17 protein-coding genes and 2 pseudogenes are annotated in these 20,540 nt (G+C 60.4%); 8 read left to right on the top strand and 11 right to left on the bottom strand.

Features of this window, described 5'->3' with window-relative positions; genetic code table 11:
• Positions 1-67 precede the first annotated feature (67 nt).
• Positions 68-145, top strand: a pseudogene (locus NKI16_RS34190) (short-chain dehydrogenase); the annotation flags it as partial.
• A gap of 84 nt (positions 146-229) precedes the next feature.
• On the opposite strand, the gene NKI16_RS32325 reads toward NKI16_RS34190, so the two are convergent.
• A complete protein-coding gene (locus NKI16_RS32325; protein ID WP_352842773.1) occupies positions 230-1,705 on the bottom strand; it encodes an ROK family protein in 1,476 nt (491 codons plus the stop codon).
• Positions 1,706-1,741: 36 nt separating this feature from the next.
• Positions 1,742-2,647, bottom strand: a complete 906-nt coding sequence (locus NKI16_RS32320) for a tagatose-bisphosphate aldolase (protein WP_031213032.1) — start codon at positions 2,645-2,647, stop codon at positions 1,742-1,744.
• Positions 2,648-2,929: 282 nt separating this feature from the next.
• Here NKI16_RS32320 and NKI16_RS32315 point away from each other — a divergent pair, with 282 nt between their 5' ends.
• From NKI16_RS32315 to NKI16_RS32300, 4 genes are all read left to right on the top strand, one after another.
• Positions 2,930-3,835: a sugar-binding transcriptional regulator gene (locus NKI16_RS32315; protein ID WP_352622033.1), complete on the top strand. Its 906-nt coding sequence runs from the start codon at positions 2,930-2,932 to the stop codon at positions 3,833-3,835.
• Positions 3,836-4,331: 496 nt separating this feature from the next.
• On the top strand, positions 4,332-5,309 hold the full coding sequence (locus NKI16_RS32310) for an ABC transporter substrate-binding protein (protein ID WP_352457851.1): 978 nt from the start codon (positions 4,332-4,334) through the stop codon (positions 5,307-5,309).
• A gap of 120 nt (positions 5,310-5,429) precedes the next feature.
• Positions 5,430-6,491 (top strand): ABC transporter permease subunit, encoded by a 1,062-nt coding sequence (locus NKI16_RS32305; RefSeq protein WP_023680285.1) that lies wholly within the window; start codon positions 5,430-5,432, stop codon positions 6,489-6,491.
• Positions 6,484-7,239 carry an ATP-binding cassette domain-containing protein gene (locus NKI16_RS32300; protein ID WP_352571728.1) on the top strand — a complete coding sequence of 252 codons (756 nt, stop codon included), beginning with the start codon at positions 6,484-6,486 and terminating at the stop codon, positions 7,237-7,239. The genes NKI16_RS32305 and NKI16_RS32300 overlap by 8 nt, the downstream gene beginning before the upstream one ends.
• 84 nt (positions 7,240-7,323) lie before the next feature.
• Here NKI16_RS32300 and NKI16_RS32295 read toward each other — a convergent pair whose 3' ends face one another.
• From NKI16_RS32295 to NKI16_RS32265, 7 genes are all read right to left on the bottom strand, one after another.
• Entirely contained in the window at positions 7,324-7,530 is a 207-nt protein-coding gene (locus NKI16_RS32295; protein ID WP_352622031.1) for a hypothetical protein, read from the bottom strand.
• A gap of 436 nt (positions 7,531-7,966) precedes the next feature.
• Positions 7,967-8,812: a carbohydrate ABC transporter permease gene (locus NKI16_RS32290; RefSeq protein ID WP_352524729.1), complete on the bottom strand. Its 846-nt coding sequence runs from the start codon at positions 8,810-8,812 to the stop codon at positions 7,967-7,969.
• Between the two features lie 6 nt (positions 8,813-8,818).
• Entirely contained in the window at positions 8,819-9,757 is a 939-nt protein-coding gene (locus NKI16_RS32285) for a carbohydrate ABC transporter permease (protein ID WP_352622030.1), read from the bottom strand.
• Positions 9,758-9,855: 98 nt separating this feature from the next.
• Positions 9,856-11,109, bottom strand: coding sequence for an ABC transporter substrate-binding protein (locus NKI16_RS32280; protein WP_023680291.1), 1,254 nt, complete (start codon positions 11,107-11,109; stop codon positions 9,856-9,858).
• Positions 11,110-11,735: 626 nt separating this feature from the next.
• Entirely contained in the window at positions 11,736-12,881 is a 1,146-nt protein-coding gene (locus tag NKI16_RS32275) for an ABC transporter ATP-binding protein (RefSeq protein WP_352457855.1), read from the bottom strand.
• Positions 12,882-13,029: 148 nt separating this feature from the next.
• Entirely contained in the window at positions 13,030-13,968 is a 939-nt protein-coding gene (locus NKI16_RS32270) for a PfkB family carbohydrate kinase (RefSeq protein WP_352622025.1), read from the bottom strand.
• Between the two features lie 3 nt (positions 13,969-13,971).
• Positions 13,972-14,772, bottom strand: a complete 801-nt coding sequence (locus NKI16_RS32265) for a beta/alpha barrel domain-containing protein (RefSeq protein WP_031213035.1) — start codon at positions 14,770-14,772, stop codon at positions 13,972-13,974.
• 230 nt (positions 14,773-15,002) lie between these two features.
• Between NKI16_RS32265 and NKI16_RS32260 the strand changes: the two genes are divergently transcribed.
• Complete coding sequence (locus tag NKI16_RS32260; RefSeq protein ID WP_023680295.1) at positions 15,003-15,764, top strand: DeoR/GlpR family DNA-binding transcription regulator; 762 nt, start codon at positions 15,003-15,005, stop codon at positions 15,762-15,764.
• Positions 15,765-16,084: 320 nt separating this feature from the next.
• Complete coding sequence (locus tag NKI16_RS32255) at positions 16,085-17,107, top strand: LacI family DNA-binding transcriptional regulator (RefSeq protein ID WP_352622023.1); 1,023 nt, start codon at positions 16,085-16,087, stop codon at positions 17,105-17,107.
• Here the strand turns inward: NKI16_RS32255 and NKI16_RS32250 are convergent.
• Together NKI16_RS32250 and NKI16_RS32245 are read right to left on the bottom strand one after the other, a co-directional pair.
• Positions 17,088-18,061, bottom strand: a pseudogene (locus NKI16_RS32250) (alpha/beta hydrolase). The gene NKI16_RS32255 and the pseudogene NKI16_RS32250 sit on opposite strands and share 20 nt — an antisense overlap.
• A gap of 16 nt (positions 18,062-18,077) precedes the next feature.
• A complete protein-coding gene (locus NKI16_RS32245; RefSeq protein ID WP_352622022.1) occupies positions 18,078-19,226 on the bottom strand; it encodes a Gfo/Idh/MocA family protein in 1,149 nt (382 codons plus the stop codon).
• Positions 19,227-19,721: 495 nt separating this feature from the next.
• On the opposite strand from NKI16_RS32245, the gene NKI16_RS32240 reads away from it, so the two are divergent.
• A partial coding sequence (locus NKI16_RS32240; protein WP_352924494.1) for a sugar phosphate isomerase/epimerase family protein occupies positions 19,722-20,540 on the top strand: 819 nt, incomplete at its 3' end.

Here is a 20,540-nt window from a genome sequence, read left to right as displayed (position 1 = left end):
GAACGTCTTTGGTCTTCCCGTCGTTCCAAATCATCCTCGCGCGAAGCCGATGAACCCTGCTTGATCTGCCCTGTTGCCGATGATGGAGCAAGGTTCGGGCGTGGTCATCCATGTCACCTCGATCCAGCGCGAGCTTCCGCTCCCAGCATCAAAATCAAGAGCACGAGTGAATCACGCCGCGGACAAGTCGCGCGCGGATCATCATTTCAGGCGCGCAAGCTTCGCCTGCCTATGTGTCAATCGTCGCCCGCAGCCATTGCGTGATGGCATCGAAAGCGATTGGTTTCGTCGTATCGACATCAAAGAGCGGTCCACGCCGCAGCGGCTCGGCGCGCTTGGCCAGCTCGATCAGCTCGGGGACATAGGCCGCCCCGGGGTGGCCAGCGGGACGCTGGTCGAGCCGTGCGCGATAGCGTTCGGCAAGAACCTCGCCGGGTGCATGACACCAGATTTCCGCGGTCCGCTCGACACCAGCCCTTCGCAGGTGATCCTCGAGCACCTGGCGCGGCTGGAAGCCGAACCAGGCATCGACGACAACTGTTGTGCCCGCGGGAGCTTCGCCGACGACCGACCAGATGGCTTCATAACTGGCGCGACCGAGCGAGCGGTTGAATTCACGATCGCCGCCGCCGAGCACTTCGAGGAACGGGTTCTTAATGGTATCGAGCGTAAGCAATGGCCACCCTAGGCGGTCGGCGACACCGCGCGAGACCGTGCTTTTGCCGCTGGCGGGGATGCCGTTGACGAGCACGGCGCGCTGGCCGGGCACGGCACGCCGGCCCGGGTTGAGTCCAGCGGATGGCGAGGTCACCGGCGAGGCCGTAACCGCCGCCTCCCCTGCCAGCGCTTGCAGACCGGCGCCGATGACGCCGGCGTCGTCGCCGAGTTGCGCCGGTTCAACAGGGCATTGGTACCAGGGAGCCAAGGCCGGAGCCTTGGCAAGCGCCTGATGGGCCGCCTGGCCAAGTCCGCCGCCGAGCAGCACCAGATCGGGGGCGAACATCGCCACCGCTGTATCAATTGCCGCACGCAACGGTCTGGCCCAGGCTTCCAGTATCCCGCGCACCGGCGTGTCGCCGCTCGCATCCCGGGCGAAAAGCTGATCGACCGAGATATCCGGACCGAGGCCTGCGCGTGAGATGTGACGGCCAAGTGCTGTACCGGAGCTGGTGGTTTCAACGCAGCCGCGCCGGCCGCAGACGCAGGCTTCGCCGTTGATGTCGACGGCGATATGGCCGAGCTGCCCCGCCGTCCCCTTGCCGCGCACGATCCGCCGGTCCTGTACGACGGCGCCGCCAATGCCGGTGCCGATGGTGAACATCACGATGTTTTCGTGACCCATGGCGGCGCCTCGAGCCATCTCGGCGACCAGTGCCATGTTGCAATCGTTGTCGATCACGACGGGCTTGCCCGCCAGGCTTTCCAGCCGTTGTGCCGGGGAGACCGAGGCGAGGTTGACATAGCCTCCGGACAAGACGGCGCGACGCCGCGCATCGACGCGTCCCGGGACGCCGATGCCGATGGCGGCAACCTCCGGAGAATCGAGCCGGCGCGCCATCTCGGCGATCCGGGAGAGCATGAGCGCCGGGTCCGGCGCGCTCTTTTCGGACATGCGGTCAAGGATTTCGCCTGTGCCGGAAATGCGGGCGGCGCGCAGATTGGTGCCGCCGATATCGATCCCGATGGCCATCGAACTATGAGGCATGACGTCCCGTGTGTGCCCGGTGTGAACGGCGAATGACTAAGCGGCTTTCTGCCGGTAGTTTCCGATCACGGCCTGAAGCTCGTGCAATCTCGACACTGCGATGGTCTTAAGCCTTTCCCGCTGAATGTCACGGTCCAGCGAGATGCAGTCCTTCCACAGCGACCGGCCGGCGATGACGCCTGACGCGCCGTTCTTCATCGCGATCTCGACCTGGCCCAGGAACGTTGCGTGGTTGACGCCGGCGGAGAGGACCGCCCATGGCACCTCGCCAGCCATGCTGCTGATCCTGGCGCAGGCTTCCGGCGTTCCGGGATAAGGAAGCTTGAGCACCTTTGCCCCGCATTCCAGCGAAATCCGAGTGCCCTCTTCGACAAGCCAGGGGATCTTGGCCGTATAGTCTTCAAGGCTTTCGCCTTCGAGTTGATAGGTCAGGAATTCGACGATGAGCAGCAGGTCCTCTTGCCCGAAGTCGGCGATGCACTGGCGCAGAATGGCGACGTTATACTCGTTCGCCTCCGGTCTGTCGGCCCTGAGATAGACCATGATCTTGCCGCCGGTGCCACCGAGTTCGCGGACGCGGCGCGCGTCGATGTCGGGAACGAGGCGCGACAGGCGGTAGCCGGCGGGCGAGACGTCGAAGCCCGAGGCATCGAGGCCGATGAGCAGAGCCGTATCCCGGTTCAGCACCCCTTCATCGACAACCCGCGGCACCGCGCAGAGCGGGTCGAGCAGCACGCAGGATGCCTGACTGGCGAGGTATCGCGTGATGTCCTCCTTGGTGTCGCCGAGCATGTCGTTGGTGATTTTGGCCTGTTCGGCAGGGTCCGACGCCAGCAAGGTCCGCATGCCGCCGCGCTGGTCACAGGCGATGGCCATCATGGCCCCGTCCTTGCCGCATATCTGCTGATAGCCGCGTAACTCCGCCGTCGTCATCTTTGTCATGGTCTTTTGTCCGATGTTGGCGCCCATTCACCAGGGCGCAGATCCGTGGAACAAGAAATGTTCAGTTTTTACCTGCCTGCCGGCAGAAAGGTTTGCCGCTTTGATGCGCTATCGAACCGGGAAATCTGGCTTGGCCGCAACGTTCGGTGGAAACGAACCCGAGTTGCGAGTCTGCCGGAATTGCGCGATAACTCCCATCGGTTGATGGGTCTGTAACACATTGCTGAAAGGAATTGCAAGCTGTCTGTCCCTCCCGTACAAGACGCGGCCGCATCGCGGACGATGCTGCATACGGTCGCCAAAATGCACTACGAGGCGGAGATGCCGCAGGTCGATATCGCGCGCCGGCTCGGTGTCTCCACCGCCACCATATCGCGTCTGCTGCAGCGGGCGAGGGCAGAGGGCATCGTGCGGATCGAGGTTCTCGACCTTGTGACGCCCGAGGACATCACCAGGCAGTTGATTGACGGGTTGGGGCTGCGCGACGCCGCGGTCGTCGAAACGCCGGCAGCCGGAGCGCTGACGGCGCTCGCCGCACCGCTCGGCGCCTTGCTCAAGCAAGCGGAACTGACGGCCGGCTCGGTGGTTGCCGTCGGCTGGGGGCGAGCCATCCGCGAGGTGATCCGGGCAGGCCTGCCGCGCATTCCCGGGGTCCTTACCGTCGCTGCCACCGGCGGCATGCAGCAGCAGGCGGCGCATTTCCAGATCAACGAGTTTGTACGGCTGGCCGCCGAAGAGTTCGGCGGGACGCCGCATTTCATCCATGCGCCCTATCTGCCGTCCACCGAATTGCGTGAGGTCTTCCTTGGCGATGCGGCCATCCGCGACAGCGTCGCGCTTTGGGACCGGACCGACGTTGCGATCGTCGGCATCGGCCTGCCCCATGCCATCAATCCGCCCGAGGCGAGCGCGGCCACACTGAGCGAACAGGCCCTGTTTCATGCGGCTGGAGACGTCATCCGCCATTACTTCGACGCCGAAGGCACCCTTATCCCGTGGGAAGGGGAGGGCCGGATGATCGCAATGTCGCCGGCCCAGCTTCGAACCGTCCCCTTGGTCATCGGCGTTGCCGCCTCGCCGGAGAAGGCGACGGCCATCATCGGTGCCGTCCGCGCGAGACTCATCAATGCCCTGATAACGGACACGAAAACGGCGCAAGCCATCCTCGTGGCTCTCGTGCCTCGATAGAAGGCGGACACCATGATGCGCGACATCGGCGCGCCTGATCAATCCTGAACCGATCGACGCCACGCGGTCCGGGAGCCTGGGGCCCCGAAATCACCTGTTGTCTCGTCAGGGACTTGGGGGCAATAGTCTGCCGTGCGGGCCCTGCGGAGCAGACAGATGTTGTCCGGTTTGAAAAGCGTTCCGGCCAGGGAAGTACCGGTTGCAATTTCTTTCAGCAAAGTGTTACAACCTGCCGCTAGGCGCGCATGCGCGCCGAGCGGCGCAGTTCTCTGGACCTTGCGGATGCGAGGAAACGGGCCTGCGGGCAGCAGGGCTGGTCGGTTTCGACTGGCTGATCTAATGACTGGGCGCCTGGGAGGAGCTGCCCGTAACAGCAAGCAGGCGAAACCCGTTTTCCGGCCGTCAGCGCATTTACGATTCGTAGCCTGAACAGATTGACGGCCATTCCCGATATCAATCGCAACGGCAAATCTGCCAACATTATGAGGAGGATGTTATGAAGAAGATTGTTGCCGCCCTGGCGGCTCTCGCCATCTGCGCAACGGCGCTGATCACGCCCGCTTTGGCGCAGGACAAGAAGTTCACCATTGCTCTCGTTCCGGGCCTTACCACCGACGGCTTCTACATCACCATGCGCAAAGGCGCTCAGGCGGCGGCCGATGCCCTTGGCGTGACCCTGGTGTTCCAGGGCGCTTCGGATTTCAATCCGGTAACGCAAGTCCCCGTGCTTGACGCGGTCATCGCCAAGAAGCCAGACGCGATCCTGATCGCGCCAACCGACAAGGTTCAATTGGTCGAGCCGCTCCGCAAGGCCAATGATGCCGGCATCCCGGTGATCACCGTCGACACTTTCATCGGCAGCGGCGTCTACCAGACCGGTGCCGGTGAGGCGGATTTCCCGCTGTCCTATATTGCTTCGGACAACATTCTGGGCGGCGAGATCGCCGCGCGGGCATTGGTCAAGGCCATAGGCGGCAAGGGCAAGGTCTATGTTTCCAACGTCAAGCCCGGCATTTCGACCACCGATCAGCGTGAAGAGGGCTTCAAGAAGGAGATGGCGAAGCATCCGGACATCACCGTGCTCGAGACGCAGTTCAACGACGACGACGCCAACAAGGCTGCCTCGCAGCTCCAAGCGACGTTCGCGCGCAACTCCGATCTCGTTGGTGTGTTCGGTGCAAATCTGTTCTCGGCGATCGGCGCGGCGAACGGCGTCAAGCAGGCAGGGCAAAGCGGGACCATCAAGGTCGTCGCGTTCGACGCACCGGTCAGCATCGTCGACAACATCAACACCGGCTTGGTGGACGTTGCGATTGCCCAGCATCCGGCCGAGATCGGCTATTTTGGTGTCGTTTCTGCCTATGCCCACCTGACCGGCCAGTCGATCCCGGTTGCGATCGGCACCGGCTTTACGATCATGGACAAGTCAAACATCGCGGACCCGAACATCTCGAAGTACCTCTATTCCGAATGAGGTACCTCTATTCCGAATGATTCCAACCAGCTTGGTCCCCTTCCGGCTTGCCGGGAGGAGACCAGCGCCGGGTCTCTGGGACCCTGTTGACGGAGGCCGCGCTGCGGATCGGATGTGTCAATGACTTCAACATCACCAACCGAGCAGAGCGAAACCCATGTCGCCCCTCAGGCCGACCATGGTGATCCGGCCAGGACCTGGCTCGGACGCATCGCCGAAGGGCGCGCCTGGCTGTTTCTCGCCGGCCTGATCATCTGTTTCGAGGTTTGGTCGAGGGCCTCCTTCGGCGCGACCTTCGTGCTCAATCCGTTCAACGTGCAATCCATTGCGATATTTGCCGTGGCGCCGTTGCTGCTTGCGACCGGACAGACATTCGTCATCATTTCGGGAGGCATCGACCTCTCGCTGGGCTTCATCATGGGCCTTGCTGCTGTTGTTGCGGCCCATGCCACGAATCTGGCTGGCGCCGCCATGCCGGTGCCTCTGGCCATGATGGTGGGCATTCTGGCGGCCGTGATCGTCGCGGGAGTCCCTGGCATGATCAACGGCTTGCTGATCTCGCGCCTCAGAATTCCGCCCTTCATCGGCACGCTTGGCATGTTTGGCGTGGCGCGCGGCGCTGCTTTCCTGCTCGCCGGCGGCACGACGGTACCGGTCCAGAATTCCTGGTTCGCGCTGCTCGGCAACGGCAGGTTCTACGGTGTGCCTTATCTCGTCATCATTGCAGCCGTTTTCGTCGTCGCGATGCACTACATCTTGAGCCAGACCCGGTTCGGCCAGCATAACTACGCCATCGGCGCCAATGTGCAGGCGGCTCGTCGTGCCGGCATCGACATCAGAGGCCATATCCTGCGCCTCTATGTGCTTTCGGCGATGTGCGCAGGCCTCGGTGGCGCCCTCTATGCAGCGCGCTTCACCGCGGGCGCGGCCCAGGCCGGCGAGCCGTTGCTGCTCGACAGCGTCGCAGCCGTCGTGATCGGCGGCGCCAGCCTGTTCGGTGGATCGGGCACGATCTTCGGGACGGTCGCCGGTGCGCTGGTGATCGCGGTCATTCAGTACGGGCTGGTTTTCGTCAATGTCGAGCCGTTCTGGCAGTTCATCGCCGTCGGCGTCGTCATCATCATTTCCGTTCTCATCGACCAGGCGCAGCGCCGGTTCAGTGGAGCCCGTCAGGATGAATAGCCCAGGCCAGACCACTCCCCTCCTGGAAGTCCGGAATCTTTCCAAGCACTTCGGCGCCGTCCGGGCGCTCAACGATTTCTCCATGGTCGTGCGGCCGGGCGAAGTGGTGGCCCTGGCGGGCGACAACGGCGCCGGCAAGACCACGCTGATCAAGGCGATATCGGGCGTCTTTCAGCCGACGGGCGGTGAAATTCTGCTGAGGGGTCAGCCGGTGACATTTGCGACGCCGCATGAGGCGCGCGAAAAAGGCATCGAAACCATCTATCAGGATCTCGCTCTCGCCGACAATTTGTCCATCGGCGCCAATATCTTCCTTGGCCGTGAACCCATGCGCAAGGCCTTCGGTTTCTTGCCGGTGCTCGATCGCAAGGCCATGGCCGTCGCCGCCAAGAAGACCATGGGGCGGTTGGATTTCCATGTGAGCCGGCTCGATGCCCCGGTCAGCAATTTCTCCGGCGGTCAACGGCAGGCTGTTGCCATCGGCCGGGCCGTCTATTGGGACGCGCAGATCCTGATCATGGACGAACCGACCGCGGCCCTCGGCGTACCGGAGCAGCGCAAGGTCATTTCGCTCATCCACCAACTCAAGGCGCAAGGGCGAGGCGTGATCTTCATCTCGCACAATCTGCAGGATATTTTCGCCGTTTCCGACCGCATCGTCGTACTGCGGCGCGGCGTCCAGGCCGGCGAGCGCAAGATATCGGAAACCAACCATGACGAAGTCGTCAAGCTGATGGTTGGCGGATAGACCGCGAGCCGGAAAAGCGTAGACCCGCCAGCCGGGAGCCAATGCAATCGCCTCGTACTATCTACCCTCAATGAAAGGGCAGCATCAGCGCATAATCCCCGTAGTCTGTTTCATGCGATCAATGATGTCCGCCATCAGCGCCAAGTCGCGACGAGAGTCCGCGAGATCGGTCAGAGGTTTGGTGCCGTGCATGATGTGGCGATGGAAGGTTTCGAGCTCATTGGAGAAGGCATCGCCATAGAGCGGCCCGTATGTCCGCGTCACAGGACCGCCGACGCCGGCTTTCGTCACTTCCAGCCGCGCTGATCGATGCCTTGTCAGCGTTTCCGCATGTTTTATAAAAATTTGACACGCGTCAAGATTTAAAATGGTATGCCGCGGGTTTTGATGTGCTGCATTGCAGCAGACCGGTGTCGAGCTATCGCGGCATCAGATGGCGAAATCCACAAGGCAGGGGATGCCGAGGCCAGGCTAGAAGCCGGCTTGGTCAGCAGTCGGATTCAACTTCCGAGTGCGCCACTCAGGTCGACGGCAGCGGCGTCAGCGCCGGGCCATCGGGGCGAAACAGTTGGGAAACCGCGGGAGAGATGTCGAGCGCGATCAGTCGCCGCCTTCGGCCTGCACGACCCTCGACGTGCAGGATTTGGCATAGCGCTGGCGCTGTCAAAGACCGGACCTTCGGGGCCGGAATGGGTTGCAGCGAACAGCGAACTGGCAGTCAGTTTGCTCAGCTCTTCACCGACCCGGCGGCCAGGCCCGCGAGGAAGTAACGTTGTGCAATCAGATACAGGATCAGAAGCGGGAGTGATCCCAGCACGCTCATCGCCATCATCTCGTTCCATTCGAACGCATGTTGGCCCATAAGCAACTCGATACCGATCGGAACGGTCCGCATGTCCGTCGACTTCGTCAAAGTAAGCGCAAAAAGGAACTCGTTCCACGCCAACAGAAACGTATAGACCGCGGTCGCGACGACGCCGGGGACTGAAAGAGGGATAATCACACGCCATAGCGCTGTCCAACTTGACCCCCCATCGACCAGCACTGCCTCATCGAGTTCCTTTGGCAGGGTATTGAGATAGCCGGTCATCAGAAGGATTGCGTAAGGCAGGGTGAATACCATGTAGGTTAGAATCAGCGCGAAATAGGTGTTGAAAATGCCGAAGGCGACGACCATGCCGAAATAGGGAATCAGAAGCGTGATCGGCGGTACGGTCTGTGTGCTGATGATGAAGACGTTAAGCGTATTCTTAAGCCGGAATGAATAGCGGCTGAAGCCATAGGCCGTCAGAATGGCGATCAGTAACGTCAGAAGGGTTACCACTCCCGCGACCAGATAGCTGTTGAGAAAGAAGCGCACCTTGGTCGGATCATTGAAGATCGAAAGATAGGCTACGTTCGTGAAATGGTCGGGCAGCAGTCTCGGCGGCAGGGCAAAGATCTCGGTGTTCGATTTCAACGAAGTGAAAAACATCCACAGGATTGGAAAGCCTGCAAAGACCAGACCGGCCGCGAGCCCGAGATATGTCAGTACGGTCGGCAAAACGGTGTTTTTGAAGGAGCGCTTTGCCATTGCCGGTCACCTGGCCTTCTGGTGTTTGATGTAGAAGTAAGTCGCGCCCATCGAGATGATCAAGATGAAGATCGCGCTCGCCGAAGCCTGTGAAAATTCGTAACTCGAAAACGCAAGCTTATAGGTATACGTGCTCAGCACCTCGGTCGAATGGATCGGTCCACCGCCCGTTGTCATCCAGACCAGGGGGAAGACTTGCATCGTCCAGATGAAATCCAGCAGGGCGATGCTGATGATGATCGGCATCAGCTGCGGGATCGTGATGTACCGAAACTTTTGGAACTCATTGGCGCCATCGATGCCGGCGGCTTCGTAAAGGTCCTTGGGGATGCCCTGGAGACCGGCGAGCAAGCTGACCATATATAGAGGGTATCCCGCCCAGATGTTCGCAAACGTCAATGCATGGATCGCGGTTTTCGTCGAGGAGAACCACTCGACCTTGAAGTTGACGATATGGAGCGTCATCAAAATGCTGTTGACCACGCCATTGGGATCCAAAAGCAGCCGCCAGATGATCGCGATGATGACTGCCGTAAAGAGCCATGGCAAAATGTAGAGAACACGCAGGATGCTTCTAATCATCGGAGGGACGCGTTGGGTGTTCAGCAATAGGGCGAAGGCCAGGCCGATTAGAAGGTGGAAAATGACGCTCATCACCGTGAAATAGAGGGTCTGCCCGACCGACTGCCAGAAGACTGGATCTGTGAAGATCGTCTCGTAGTTCTGCAACCCTATGAAAGCAGCGTCCTTTTTCATGATTGCGCCGTCCATCAGCGAATAGCGCAGGACCGTGATCATGGGAAACAGCATTAGTAGACAAAACAAAAACGTGGCGGGTGCCACATAAAACAGCGGAGTGAGCCGCTTTCTCGTCTTGTAAGAAAGCATGCCACGCTTGCGCATTTTCGTTCGCGCGACGATCAAACCTTCGTTGGCGAGGCTCATGAGGTACAATCCGCTTGGTCATCGACCGTATGGTCCGGTTCCGATGCAGCGGCAGCGCGATAGATCTTATCGCGCTGCCGAATTGTCTGAAGCGGCGCCTACTTGGCGAAGTCAACCAACCACTGCTTTTGCGTGTTGGCAGCGGCCTCCTTTGCGGTTTGCTGGCCGTCGAACATCTTTTGCACTTCGACGTTCATGTCGCGCATCAGGTCTTCGGCCACCGGCAAGCCCACGAATTCATTGGCCAAGTGACCGCTTTGGAAGATCTTGAAGGCTTCCTCGAACAGCGGGTCCGATTTCGAGAAGTCAGGCTTCGCTTGCACGTTGCCCGGAAAGGCATTTGCGAGCGATACCAGGCGGCCGTTCACTTCCGGGCTCATCAGATATTCAACAAGCTTCCAGGCTTCTGCCTTATGCTCGGTGCTGTTGCTAATGCCGATGCCCCAAGAGGCATAGGGCAGTCCGCGCTTACCCGTATAGCCGTCGACCGCAGGAAGCGCAGAGATACCGAACTTGAGATTGGGGTTACGCTGGCGGATAAGATTGATATGAGCCAGCGAGTCGATCATCATTCCGACACGGCCGTTGACGAACTCTTCGACCTTGTCCTGTTCCTTCTTGGCAAAGATGCCTGGCGATATGACGCCGGCGTCCTGTAGCGACTTGACGTATTCGAGTGTACCGACCACGGCCTCATTTTCCACGTCGGGCTTGCCGTCCTTGAGCATCGATGCTCCGGAAGCCCAGACCCAAGACATCACGTCGTTCTGGATGCCGCCGGGGTTTTGCAGCGATAGCGGCAGCACCCACCCGTACTCGTTCTTGTCCGCATTGGTCATCTTCTTCGCGGCAGCGGCGAATTCTGTGCGGTTGGCCGGCATCTTGTCGACACCAGCAGCCTTGGCCAGATCGAGGTTGACGAAGACCGGGTATACGAACGAGGCGAGCGGGAACATGACGCTTTGGCCGTTGACCTTGATGATGTCAGCGATCTGGCTCTGATCATATTTGGCGTCAGCCATCAGGCTGTCCATGGAAGCGATTGCGCCCTGCTTTGCAAGGCCATTGACCCATGCTCCGTCCAGGCCGACGACGTCGCTGAGCGTCCCCGACGCGGCGCCGACTACGATCTGATCATGGGTGGCGGAATAGGGACCGCTGACGAGCGTCACCTTGATACCAGGGTTTTTGGCTTCGAAGTCGTCCATGATGCTACGCAGAGCACCGGCGGGCATTTCCGGCTCCCACCATTGGATGAATTCGAGATTGGTCTCAGCAAAGGCGCAGGTAGCAGACAGTGCCCAGACAGCCACAGCGGACGTGGCCGCAGCAATATATCTTCTGACGTTCATGTTTTCCTCCTAGGAGCGACGTTTGGCTCGATCCTCCCGATCGCGATCAAACTAGGTTCTTTTCCGGGTCTTTGTGTCAATCAAGAACTGCAATCGTGAAAAATGGGTAGGATGCCGGGACGTTATGACTGAATGTAAGCCATTGATTGGTATATGGTTTTCTTAAGTTCTCTGGCGGTAGTTTTTCCCTTGTGCACATTGCTTGTGCCGCTTTCTTTCTCTATTTTCGTAAACAAATGAAAGCCACTCCCCTAAAAAGAAAACAAATGAAAGTCGTATATTCGAAGAGAAAAAACGCCATTCGGTGGGGTCGCGCGCTCGCGTAGACGTCGCAATTCAGAGGCGTTCAGGCGATCGTTTTGGTTGTCGATGACAGGGTGCCGCCGGGCACAAGACGATCTCCACCTCCGGTGGAAAAATCGGCTGTCGCGCGCTGAACCGATGTCGAGCAAAGTCTCACCAATTGCCAACGAAGACGGCCCGAGCTGTGATGGGCGAGCGAGAACTGGTCGGATTGCCCAGGAGAGCGAAGCCAGCGTCTACCGTCACCTACGCAAATGGACCAGAAGACGGAAGCGACATTTGCGCCTCCGTCCCTTTAGCCGGGTCAACCATCGCGGACCACGCTAGATTGTGAGGTGCGTCTGGGGATCGAAGAAGTGCAACTTGGCCGCATCGATCGCCAGATCAATCAACGCGCCCGGCCGGACCGCGCTGACGGCTTCAAACCTCGCTACGACATTTGCTGCGCCGCTTAGATCTTCAACAGCATCTGGGTCGCCAGAATCGATTCGAACCGCGTCGACCTTCAAATGAACGATAAGCTCGGATCCCAATTCCTCTGTCGTCTTCACGATGGCCGGTAGAGTGGCATGTCGCGATCCCGATTCCAGACTGCTGTCGTAAAGATCCTCGGGGCGTATGCCGAAAATGAGCGTCTTGCCTTCGAAGGCGCTCAGACCAGGAGAGCGCTCAAACGCACTCGTCGGCACCGGTATCGAAAAGGTCGGCAGGTTGATCCTGCCATTGTGCAAACGGCCTTCGAACAGGTTCATCGACGGCGAGCCGATGAAACCCGCGACGAAGGCATTGACTGGTCGATTATACAGCGTCTTTGGCGTGTCGACCTGCTGAAGGACACCGCCTTTCAAGACCGCAACCCGGTCGCCCATGGTCAAGGCTTCGGTCTGATCGTGTGTTACATAAATCGTGGTCACCCCCAGCTGTCTTTGCAGGCTGACAATTTCCGCGCGCATTTGCACGCGCAGCTTGGCATCGAGGTTTGACAAGGGTTCATCCATGAGAAAGGCTGCCGGTTCGCGCACCATCGCGCGCCCCATGGCGACCCTCTGGCGTTGTCCGCCAGACAGCGCGGCCGGCTTACTGTCGAGCAGCGTGTGCAGCTGCAGGGTCTTTGCTATTTCATGGACGCGCTTCGTCCGCTCGGCCTTGCTCTTCCCCGCAAGCTTCATCGAAAAGCCTATGTTGTCGAACACTGTCATATGCGGATAAAGGGCATAGTTCTGAAAGACCATCGCAATATCCCGGTCCTTCGGCGCTAGGTCCTCAACATTCTCTCCACCAATGGTCAGGGTTCCGCTGCTGATCTCCTCCAGCCCCGCGATCATGCGCAAGGCTGTCGATTTTCCGCATCCCGAAGGGCCAACGAGAATGAGGAACTCGCCGTCGTTTATCGTCAGGCTAAGATCCTTGATGGCTTGGAATTTCGTCCCGTAGGTCTTGCAAATTTTGTCCAACACAACAACAGCCACGTCACATCCTCCCTATTGTCAGCGCTACCTAAACATCGAATAGCCTCCGCGCGGCGCGACTGCAGATCGAACCGGCATTGCTATCTGCGCGGTTAACCGCGCGCCTCGGACGTCCCACCAGCAGCGGCAATATCCGAGTGATGAATTCTCAGTCTGGCGACGTAATCGGTATGGGCACAGGTGCATTTTCTTTCGCCATCCACGCGACACAGGCGTTGTGATCCGGCAGAGCTATGCGGCCACCCCGGCCCGTCACTGAGATCGCGGCCGCGGCAGTTGCATAAACAGCGCAGGCGACAGGCTGCTTTCCCTGCGTAAGGGCGAAGGCATAGGCGCCATGAAAACAATCCCCCGCGCCGGTCGTGTCCACTGCCCTGACCTTGTAGGCCGGAACGTGCCACAAAACGACATCGTCCTTTTGCCGGATATAGGCTCCTCGATCGCCTTCGGTTAACACGACCGCGGAGCGGTCATCTGACCACAGCTTGCGCAGGATCGCTGTCGCCTTGGCCTCGCCAGTATAGGTTTGGGCAAATTTCAGAGGCAATACGAGGTGATTTGACAGGCGGATCAATCGTTCGGTCGCAGGTCCGACAGTCCACTCAATATCGGCCACCACCGCCAGACCCAGCTTACGGGCACGAGCAACGATCATGTCGGCGTGCGTGGCGTAACCGTCGATCAGCAGCACCTGGGCTTGCGCAAGGACGCTATCGGCCAGCGCATCGGAGGTGCCGTGCGGCACATCATCATCATAGGCGATGAACCTGTCACCATCGGGCGCGACCGTAATAACCGACCGGATCGGCTTGGCATCGGAACGACGTGGCGCGAAAGATATGTCGACGCCGTGTCGTTCAAGCTCGTGGGCGCCGACATCCGTAAGTGGCTGATCACTCAGCCAGCCGATGAAACCGGCACGCCCCCCCAGCTTGGCGACAGCAACGAGTGCCGTCGCCACATTGCCGCCGTGGTCCTTCGTGCGATTTGTCACCTTCCCTTTGCCAGCACCCAGCGGGCTGTCGACATAGATGATGTCGTCAATCGCCAAGGCTCCGAAGCCCAAAACCTGCAGATTGCCGGTCACAGCTCACGTGCCCGCAGCCGCCAAAGCGTCTTGCGGCGCCATCCCATCGTGAATGACGCACTTGAATGCACGCGCTGCCATCGTGGTGTCACCGTGCCCCCACAGATTGCGCCCCACGACGGCACCCTTCGCACCGGCGCGCAGGGCTTCAGATGTCTGGGTGAGAGCGCCCAGAAGATCCTCGGTCTTCGGACCGCCGGCGATAACGATGGGAACCGGGCAAGTTGCCACGGTTTCCTTGAATGAGTCGAAGTCCCCGGTGTATCCGACCTTGATCACGTCAACACCGGTCTCAAAACCAATCCGCACTGCGTAGGCGATTTCGTCGGGGGTGAAGACGATATTGCAGCCGTTTGAATAGTCGCGGGGATAAACATGTGCAACGACCGGCATTTCGAAACGAGCAGCCGCGTTGACCGTATCGGTAAGCCAACGAATGTAGTGACCCTCGGTATCGCCCCGCACCGGAATGGCGACCGCCAGCGCATCGGCACCATAGCGCACTGCATCTTCGGGCGTCGCGATCAACTGACTGATCCGATCGTCGGGCGTAAAGCATCCCGCCTGAATGACCAGCGCTGCCTTGCCGGCGTAAGCCGGCCACAAATGACGCGCCGCACCAGGCTGGATGCTGATGTAATCTGGCTCTCCGGCCATCACCCGCTTGAGCGCGCCGGGCAGATCCGCAAGGCCTCCCTCGCGGACGTTGCCGTACCCTACGAAATGGTCGACGGCACCACCGAACAGGTTCCCAGATCGATGCGAGAACAGCCGCGACAAGCGAATTTTAGTTCCAAGGCCCATATCAGTGCAGTCCCTTCGCAATTGTTGATCTGACGTTGAGGACCCTAACTCGAAAGCAAAACAATATTCAATATTTCGATTTCTTTCGTTTCGATATAGGTTGCAACTGCAACGGCTAGCATTCGCTGCGGTGAGGCGGTATCCCTCGAATTCTCAAACGCAGGCCGGTTTCCTATTCGATTTTCGAAAGGTTGGCGTGCAGTTATCCAAACAGCAATTCGGGGTTACACATGCTTGCGGAACAACGGCGACATCAGATCATGCTCGCGCTTCAGCGGACCGGCCAGGCGCGTACCAGCCAACTGGCGGAAAACTTCGGCGTCTCCGAGGTGACCATCAGGTCCGACCTGGAAATTCTGGATGCAAAAAAGCAGTTGATCAAAACGCATGGCGGTGCGATCGCCTTGCCCGCTGATTCGCCCGCGGCGGCCTTCGAAGAGCGGATGTCTCGCAATTTCGATGCCAAACGGCGTATCGCGCAGATGGCGGCGCGCCAGATCATAGACAACCAGTCCGTGGTGTTCGACAGCGGCTCGACGTTGCTGCAGGTCGCAATGCAGATGCCCCCGGTCAACAATGTGGTAGTAGCCACAACCGCGATGAACATTGCACAGCATCTGATGTATCGCCCTGGGCTGGACGTGCATATGATAGGCGGTCGGGTCTATCCCTCGACGGTCAGCACGATCGTGTCGGATTTTGATAGGGCTGTGGGCGGGCTTGTGGCCCACCAAGCGTTCCTCAGCGCGCATGCGATCGATCAGTCATTCGATGTCGTCGATGTCTCAGAAGACATTGCGCGCACAAAACGCAATCTGGTTCGTATGGCCAGGCGCGTGATCCTTGTGGCGGATTCAAGCAAATGGGATATTGGCGCCTCATCTAAGGCATTTTCGTTGTCACGTGTCGATCTGATCATCACCGACACCGCTATGCCCTATGGGATTCGCAGTCGATTGGACAAGCTGGGAGTCGAAGTGCGCTATGTCTAGGTGCCTTCCGGATTGTGGTGCTCAGAATTGGCAGCTCGTCCCATTGGCAACCGAGTCCCTAGGCCTCGACTCGGACGGCCCTCTCGGCCGCGTGCAATTCTGCCTGGCGGCAACCGATATCCGGAGTCAATTAGGCTTGTACTTTTCGCGTTAACTAATAAATTTACGCGTGAAACAAATTCAGCGATACGCGTTGAAACTGCTGAAGCCCTCTGTAAACTTTTGCGTTGCCGTTGCACGGCAGCGCACCGTATGCGGGTGCCCTGGGGCAGCGCTTAGGGCAACCCCGTGATTGGATGTCCAGAACGCGAGGCGTTTGAATGCCGACGACGCACAAGACGATGGATGATTTTGCCCGCTCTTGCGGCGTCTCCAGGCCGACGCTGTCGAAATATTTCGACGATCCGACCAGCGTCAAGCCAGCGACACGGCAGCGTATCGAAGAGGCGCTGCGCTCGTCCGACTACCAGCCCAATCTGTTTGCACGCAACCTGAACCGCAAGCGGACCCGCAGCATCGGCATCATGGTGCCGACAGTGGCCGACCCCTTTTATTCGGAGATGGTCAGCCGCATCGAACTAAGGCTGCGCGACGAAGGCTACTGGCCGATCGTGATCTCCTCGCACGGCTCGCGCGAGCTCGAAGTGGAGGCAACGCGAACCATCCTGTCGCTGAAGGTCTCCGGTGCACTCATCGCGCCGCTCGGCCTGCGCTCGGACCACCGCACGCTGGAGAAGCTGACGCAGGCCATACCGGTGGTCTATTTCGACACCTATCTCGAAGGCGGAACGCCGTTCGTCGGCAACAACAATGCCCAGAGCGTCTCGACCATCGTCGAGTATCTGTGCCGGTCCGGCGACGCCCCGGTCTATTTCGATATCCCGCACGTCAACCACAACTCGCCAGAACGACTGAAAAGCTATATCGCTTCTATGAAGCGGCTCGGGCATGAGCCTGTCGTCATCGGCAACACCGACGAGTACACATGGGATTTCGAACGGATCGGCTACGAGCAAATGGAAAAAATGCTCGGCAATGGCGGCCTGTCGGGCAAGACCATTCTGTGCAACAACGACCGTCTCGCCTTCGGCGTGATGGCGGCCGCCTACGCGCAAGGCCTCAAGGTCGGTCGCAAGGCCGACTGCGACCTGCGTGTCGCAGCTCATGACGATCACCCGCTGAGCCGCTACACATGTCCAGGCCTCACCACCATGGCGCAGGACTTCGCCGCCATGGCGGGATATAGCGTCGAGACGCTGCTGGCCCTGCTGAACGAGGATGGAGCTGAGGTTGCCGCCAAGGTCAATCTCGACGCGACGCTGGTTATGCGTCAATCGGCCTGAGCTTTCCATCGAAGCCGCGCCACGCGGCAACCGCCGCGCCGACGGCTTGCCGCGAGGCCGGACCATGGCGGCCCATCGAGACAAAGCCGTGGATCTGGCCAGGCCAGCGCCTCAGCACGACAGGCACGCCGTCATCTTGCAGACGCTTTGCGTAAGCCTCACCCTCGTCAACGAGAATGTCATGACCGGCGATCGCGACAAAGGCTGGTGCTGCGCCGGCAAGGCTGGCGACCTTCAGCGGCGACACGCGCCAGTCGTCGATATCCCCGGCATGGTTGACATAGTGGTCGCGGAACCAGGCCATCGTTGCCGCGGTGAGACCATAGCCCTCAGCAAAACGGCGATAGCTGTCCGCTGTCTGCGAGGCATCCGTGTTCGGATAAAACAGCAATTGCACGGTCGGCGGATTCTTGCTCCCACGCACCATCAGGCACAGCACCGCAGCGAGATTGCCACCGGCGCTGTGGCCGGCGACAGCGATCCGCTCCGCGTCGATGCCGAGATCGTCGGCCGCACTTTGCATGAAGGCAAATGCTGCGCGACAATCCTCGATGGCGGCCGGGAATTTGTGTTCCGGCGCCAGCCGATAGTCGGGACAGACGACCACACAGGCCGCCATGTTGGCAACCAGCGGCAGATCTCGTCATGGGAATCGAGATTGCCGATTACCCAGCCGCCGCCATGCAGATAAAGCAACGCTGGGGCACTGGCCAAGGCCGCCCGTCGCCCGTGATAGATCCTGAGCGTCAACGGGCCGCTAGGCCCGTCGATGAAGCGTTCGTTCAGTGAGGCGACCGGCTCGCGTTCACCCTGCAGTGTGGGAAAGCTCTCCTCATAGGCGCGCCGCGCCTCTTCAGGCGTGCCGGCTTCGAACGGCCGCGCGGAAGCCTGTCGGCCGAGGTCGAGCACATGCCGGGCTTCCGGATCGAGAAGTGATGAAAGCAACGTAGCCATCGACTGATCCTACGCCTCAGGCAAGCAGGCTCGTCGCCTCGTCCTCGCCAAGAAGCGGCGGCTGGTCGACCGCCCCGTTGACGGCGACGGACTCGCGGCTTTCTCCCGAAGCGAGGATCGCCTCCATGATCTCCAGCACATGCAAAGCGAGATCGCCGGAGGCGCGGGGTTTTCTGCCCGTCGTCAGCGCATGCGACAGATCGGCGACGCCAAGCATGCGGTAGTTGGCGCGGTCGGGCGCGGCGTAAGGCCAGTTGCGCCCCCCGTAGAGCTCGCTCTCGCTATGGAAGTCGGCCCAGTCGGCGCCGCGTTCCGAAAGCGATACGGTGCCGCCGAACGTGTCAGGATCGGGTAGGCGCAGTGAGCCTTCCGTGCCGTGCAGTTCGATAGGGTGATTGGAGTGTCTGAAGACATCCCAGGAGGCTCCGAAGGTGACGGTGGCGCCCGATCGGAACTCCAGCAGCGATAGGATGTTGGTCGGCGTGCCGACCTTGAAACTGGTGTTCCTGTAGGGACCTTCGGCAGTGATAAGGCGCACTTCCTGTCCCCGAGTCGCCATCGCCATCACGCGTGCCACCGGCCCAAGCAGGTTGACCAGCATGGTCAGGTAATAGGGGCCCATGTCGAAGATTGGGCCGGCGCCCGGCTGATAGTAAAATTGCGGATTGGGATGCCAGTGCTCCATGCCGCGCCCCATCATGAAGGCGGTGCCGGTGACGGCGCGGCCGATCGCGCCCTCGTCCATCAGGCGGCGCGCCCGCCGTCCGGCTGCGCCGAGAAAAGTGTCGGGGGCCGAGCCTAGGAGCAGATTGCGCTTCGCCGCCTCGGCGACAAGCCGGCGGCCGTCGCTAGCTGAGGTTGACAGCGGCTTTTCGGTGAAAACATGCTTGCCCGCCGAAAGCGCCGAAAACGAGATGTCGAAATGCGCCGCCGGGACGGTCAGGTTGAGGACAAGGTCGATGTCCGGATCGGCTAGAAGCGTGTCGACGCTGACTGCCCGGATGCCGTATTCGCTGCCGCGCAGTGCCGCCAGTTCGGTGGAAATGTCGGCGCATGCACGCAACTCGAGGCCGCCGAAGAGCGCCGCGTTGCGCAGATAAGTCATCGAGATGTTGCCGCATCCGACAATGCCGATACCGAGCTTAATCTGTGATTTTGCTTGCATTTTCGAGTCTGCCTCCCAACGCGATGACACTTCGGCGGGCCTGCTGAATCGGTGGCGAGCCGCAATCACAGCCCGCTATACAGCACTTTAAATATTGACGCGCGTAAAATTTTTGCAGAACATGCGAAAATGCTGGCGCAACATTGGAGGCCCCAGCCTTCAGGGGAGGAAATGACTGACATGAAAAACGGCCGACCGCCGCTACGAAGCCTGTGGGTCACGTCACCATCGCCGATCGCCGGCAATTTCTCATCGGCGCCGGCATGCTGGGCGCCGCAGCGCTCGACACGGGTCTCGGCATTCGACCGGCGCGGGCGCAATCACGTTCCGAAATCAGCTTGCCAGCGCCGCCTTCTTCGGCAAGGAAACCTTTGGCGACCTAATCAAGGCCTTCAACGAACGGCAGGACCGCAAGGCTAACGCGGGGCGGCATCAAGGAATGAAAGGACGATCGTGAAAGACCTGAAAGTCGGTTGCCAGACCTTTACCTGGGAAATGCTCGGAGAGCGCTTTGCCGGCGGCCCGGACGATCTCTTGAAGGCGATCGCCGATGGCGGCTATGCCGGCATCGAGATCACCGACACGATGATCGGCCGATATGCCGACAAGCCGGCGGAGTTCGCGACCGCGCTCAAGGCGTCAGGCCTGACGCTCGTCTCCTTCGCCTTCGGTTCCAAGAGCGGCTTCACGCTCAAGGAGAAGATCGGCAACGACCTCGAGACCGCGAAGCGATGGATCGACTTCGCTGCTGCCTTTCCGGACACGCTGGTGTCGATGGGCTCGGCGACAGTCGTCTCCGACGGCCCGCGCGACGACAAATTCGCCATCGCCGCGGAGGTCTACAACAAGGCGGGGGAGCTAGGGCGCAAGGCGGGCGTCCAGGTCGCGGTGCATCCGAGTTCGCACCACAACACGCTGCTCTTCGATCGCGCCGACTACGACCGGATCTTTGGGCTGGTCGATCCGTCGCTCGTCGGCTGGGTGCCGGATACCGGCCACATCTTGCGTGGCCATCGGAACATGGCCGATACGCTCACCACCTATCGCGACCGCATCCGCTACGTGCACCTGAAGGATGTCGATGCCAGCGGCACATGGGCGATGCTCGGCAAGGGCGTCTGCGATACCGCGGCGGTGATCGACATCGCCAGTGCAGCGCCACGCTTCAATGGCTGGCTGGTGCTGGAAGAGGAATCCGAGACCGCGGCCCCCGCGCCCGCGGCCCCGGGCGCGGACCCCACCCACACCCGGACGGGCGGCCGGGGGGGCGGGGGAGGCCCCGCTCCCCCAGCGCCAACCAGGGCGACCGGGGCG

The sequence above is a fragment of the Mesorhizobium sp. M0698 genome, from assembly GCF_040320455.1.
In the GTDB taxonomy this organism is placed as follows: Bacteria; Pseudomonadota; Alphaproteobacteria; order Rhizobiales; family Rhizobiaceae; genus Mesorhizobium.
This window is presented reverse-complemented; position numbering and strand designations above follow the sequence as displayed.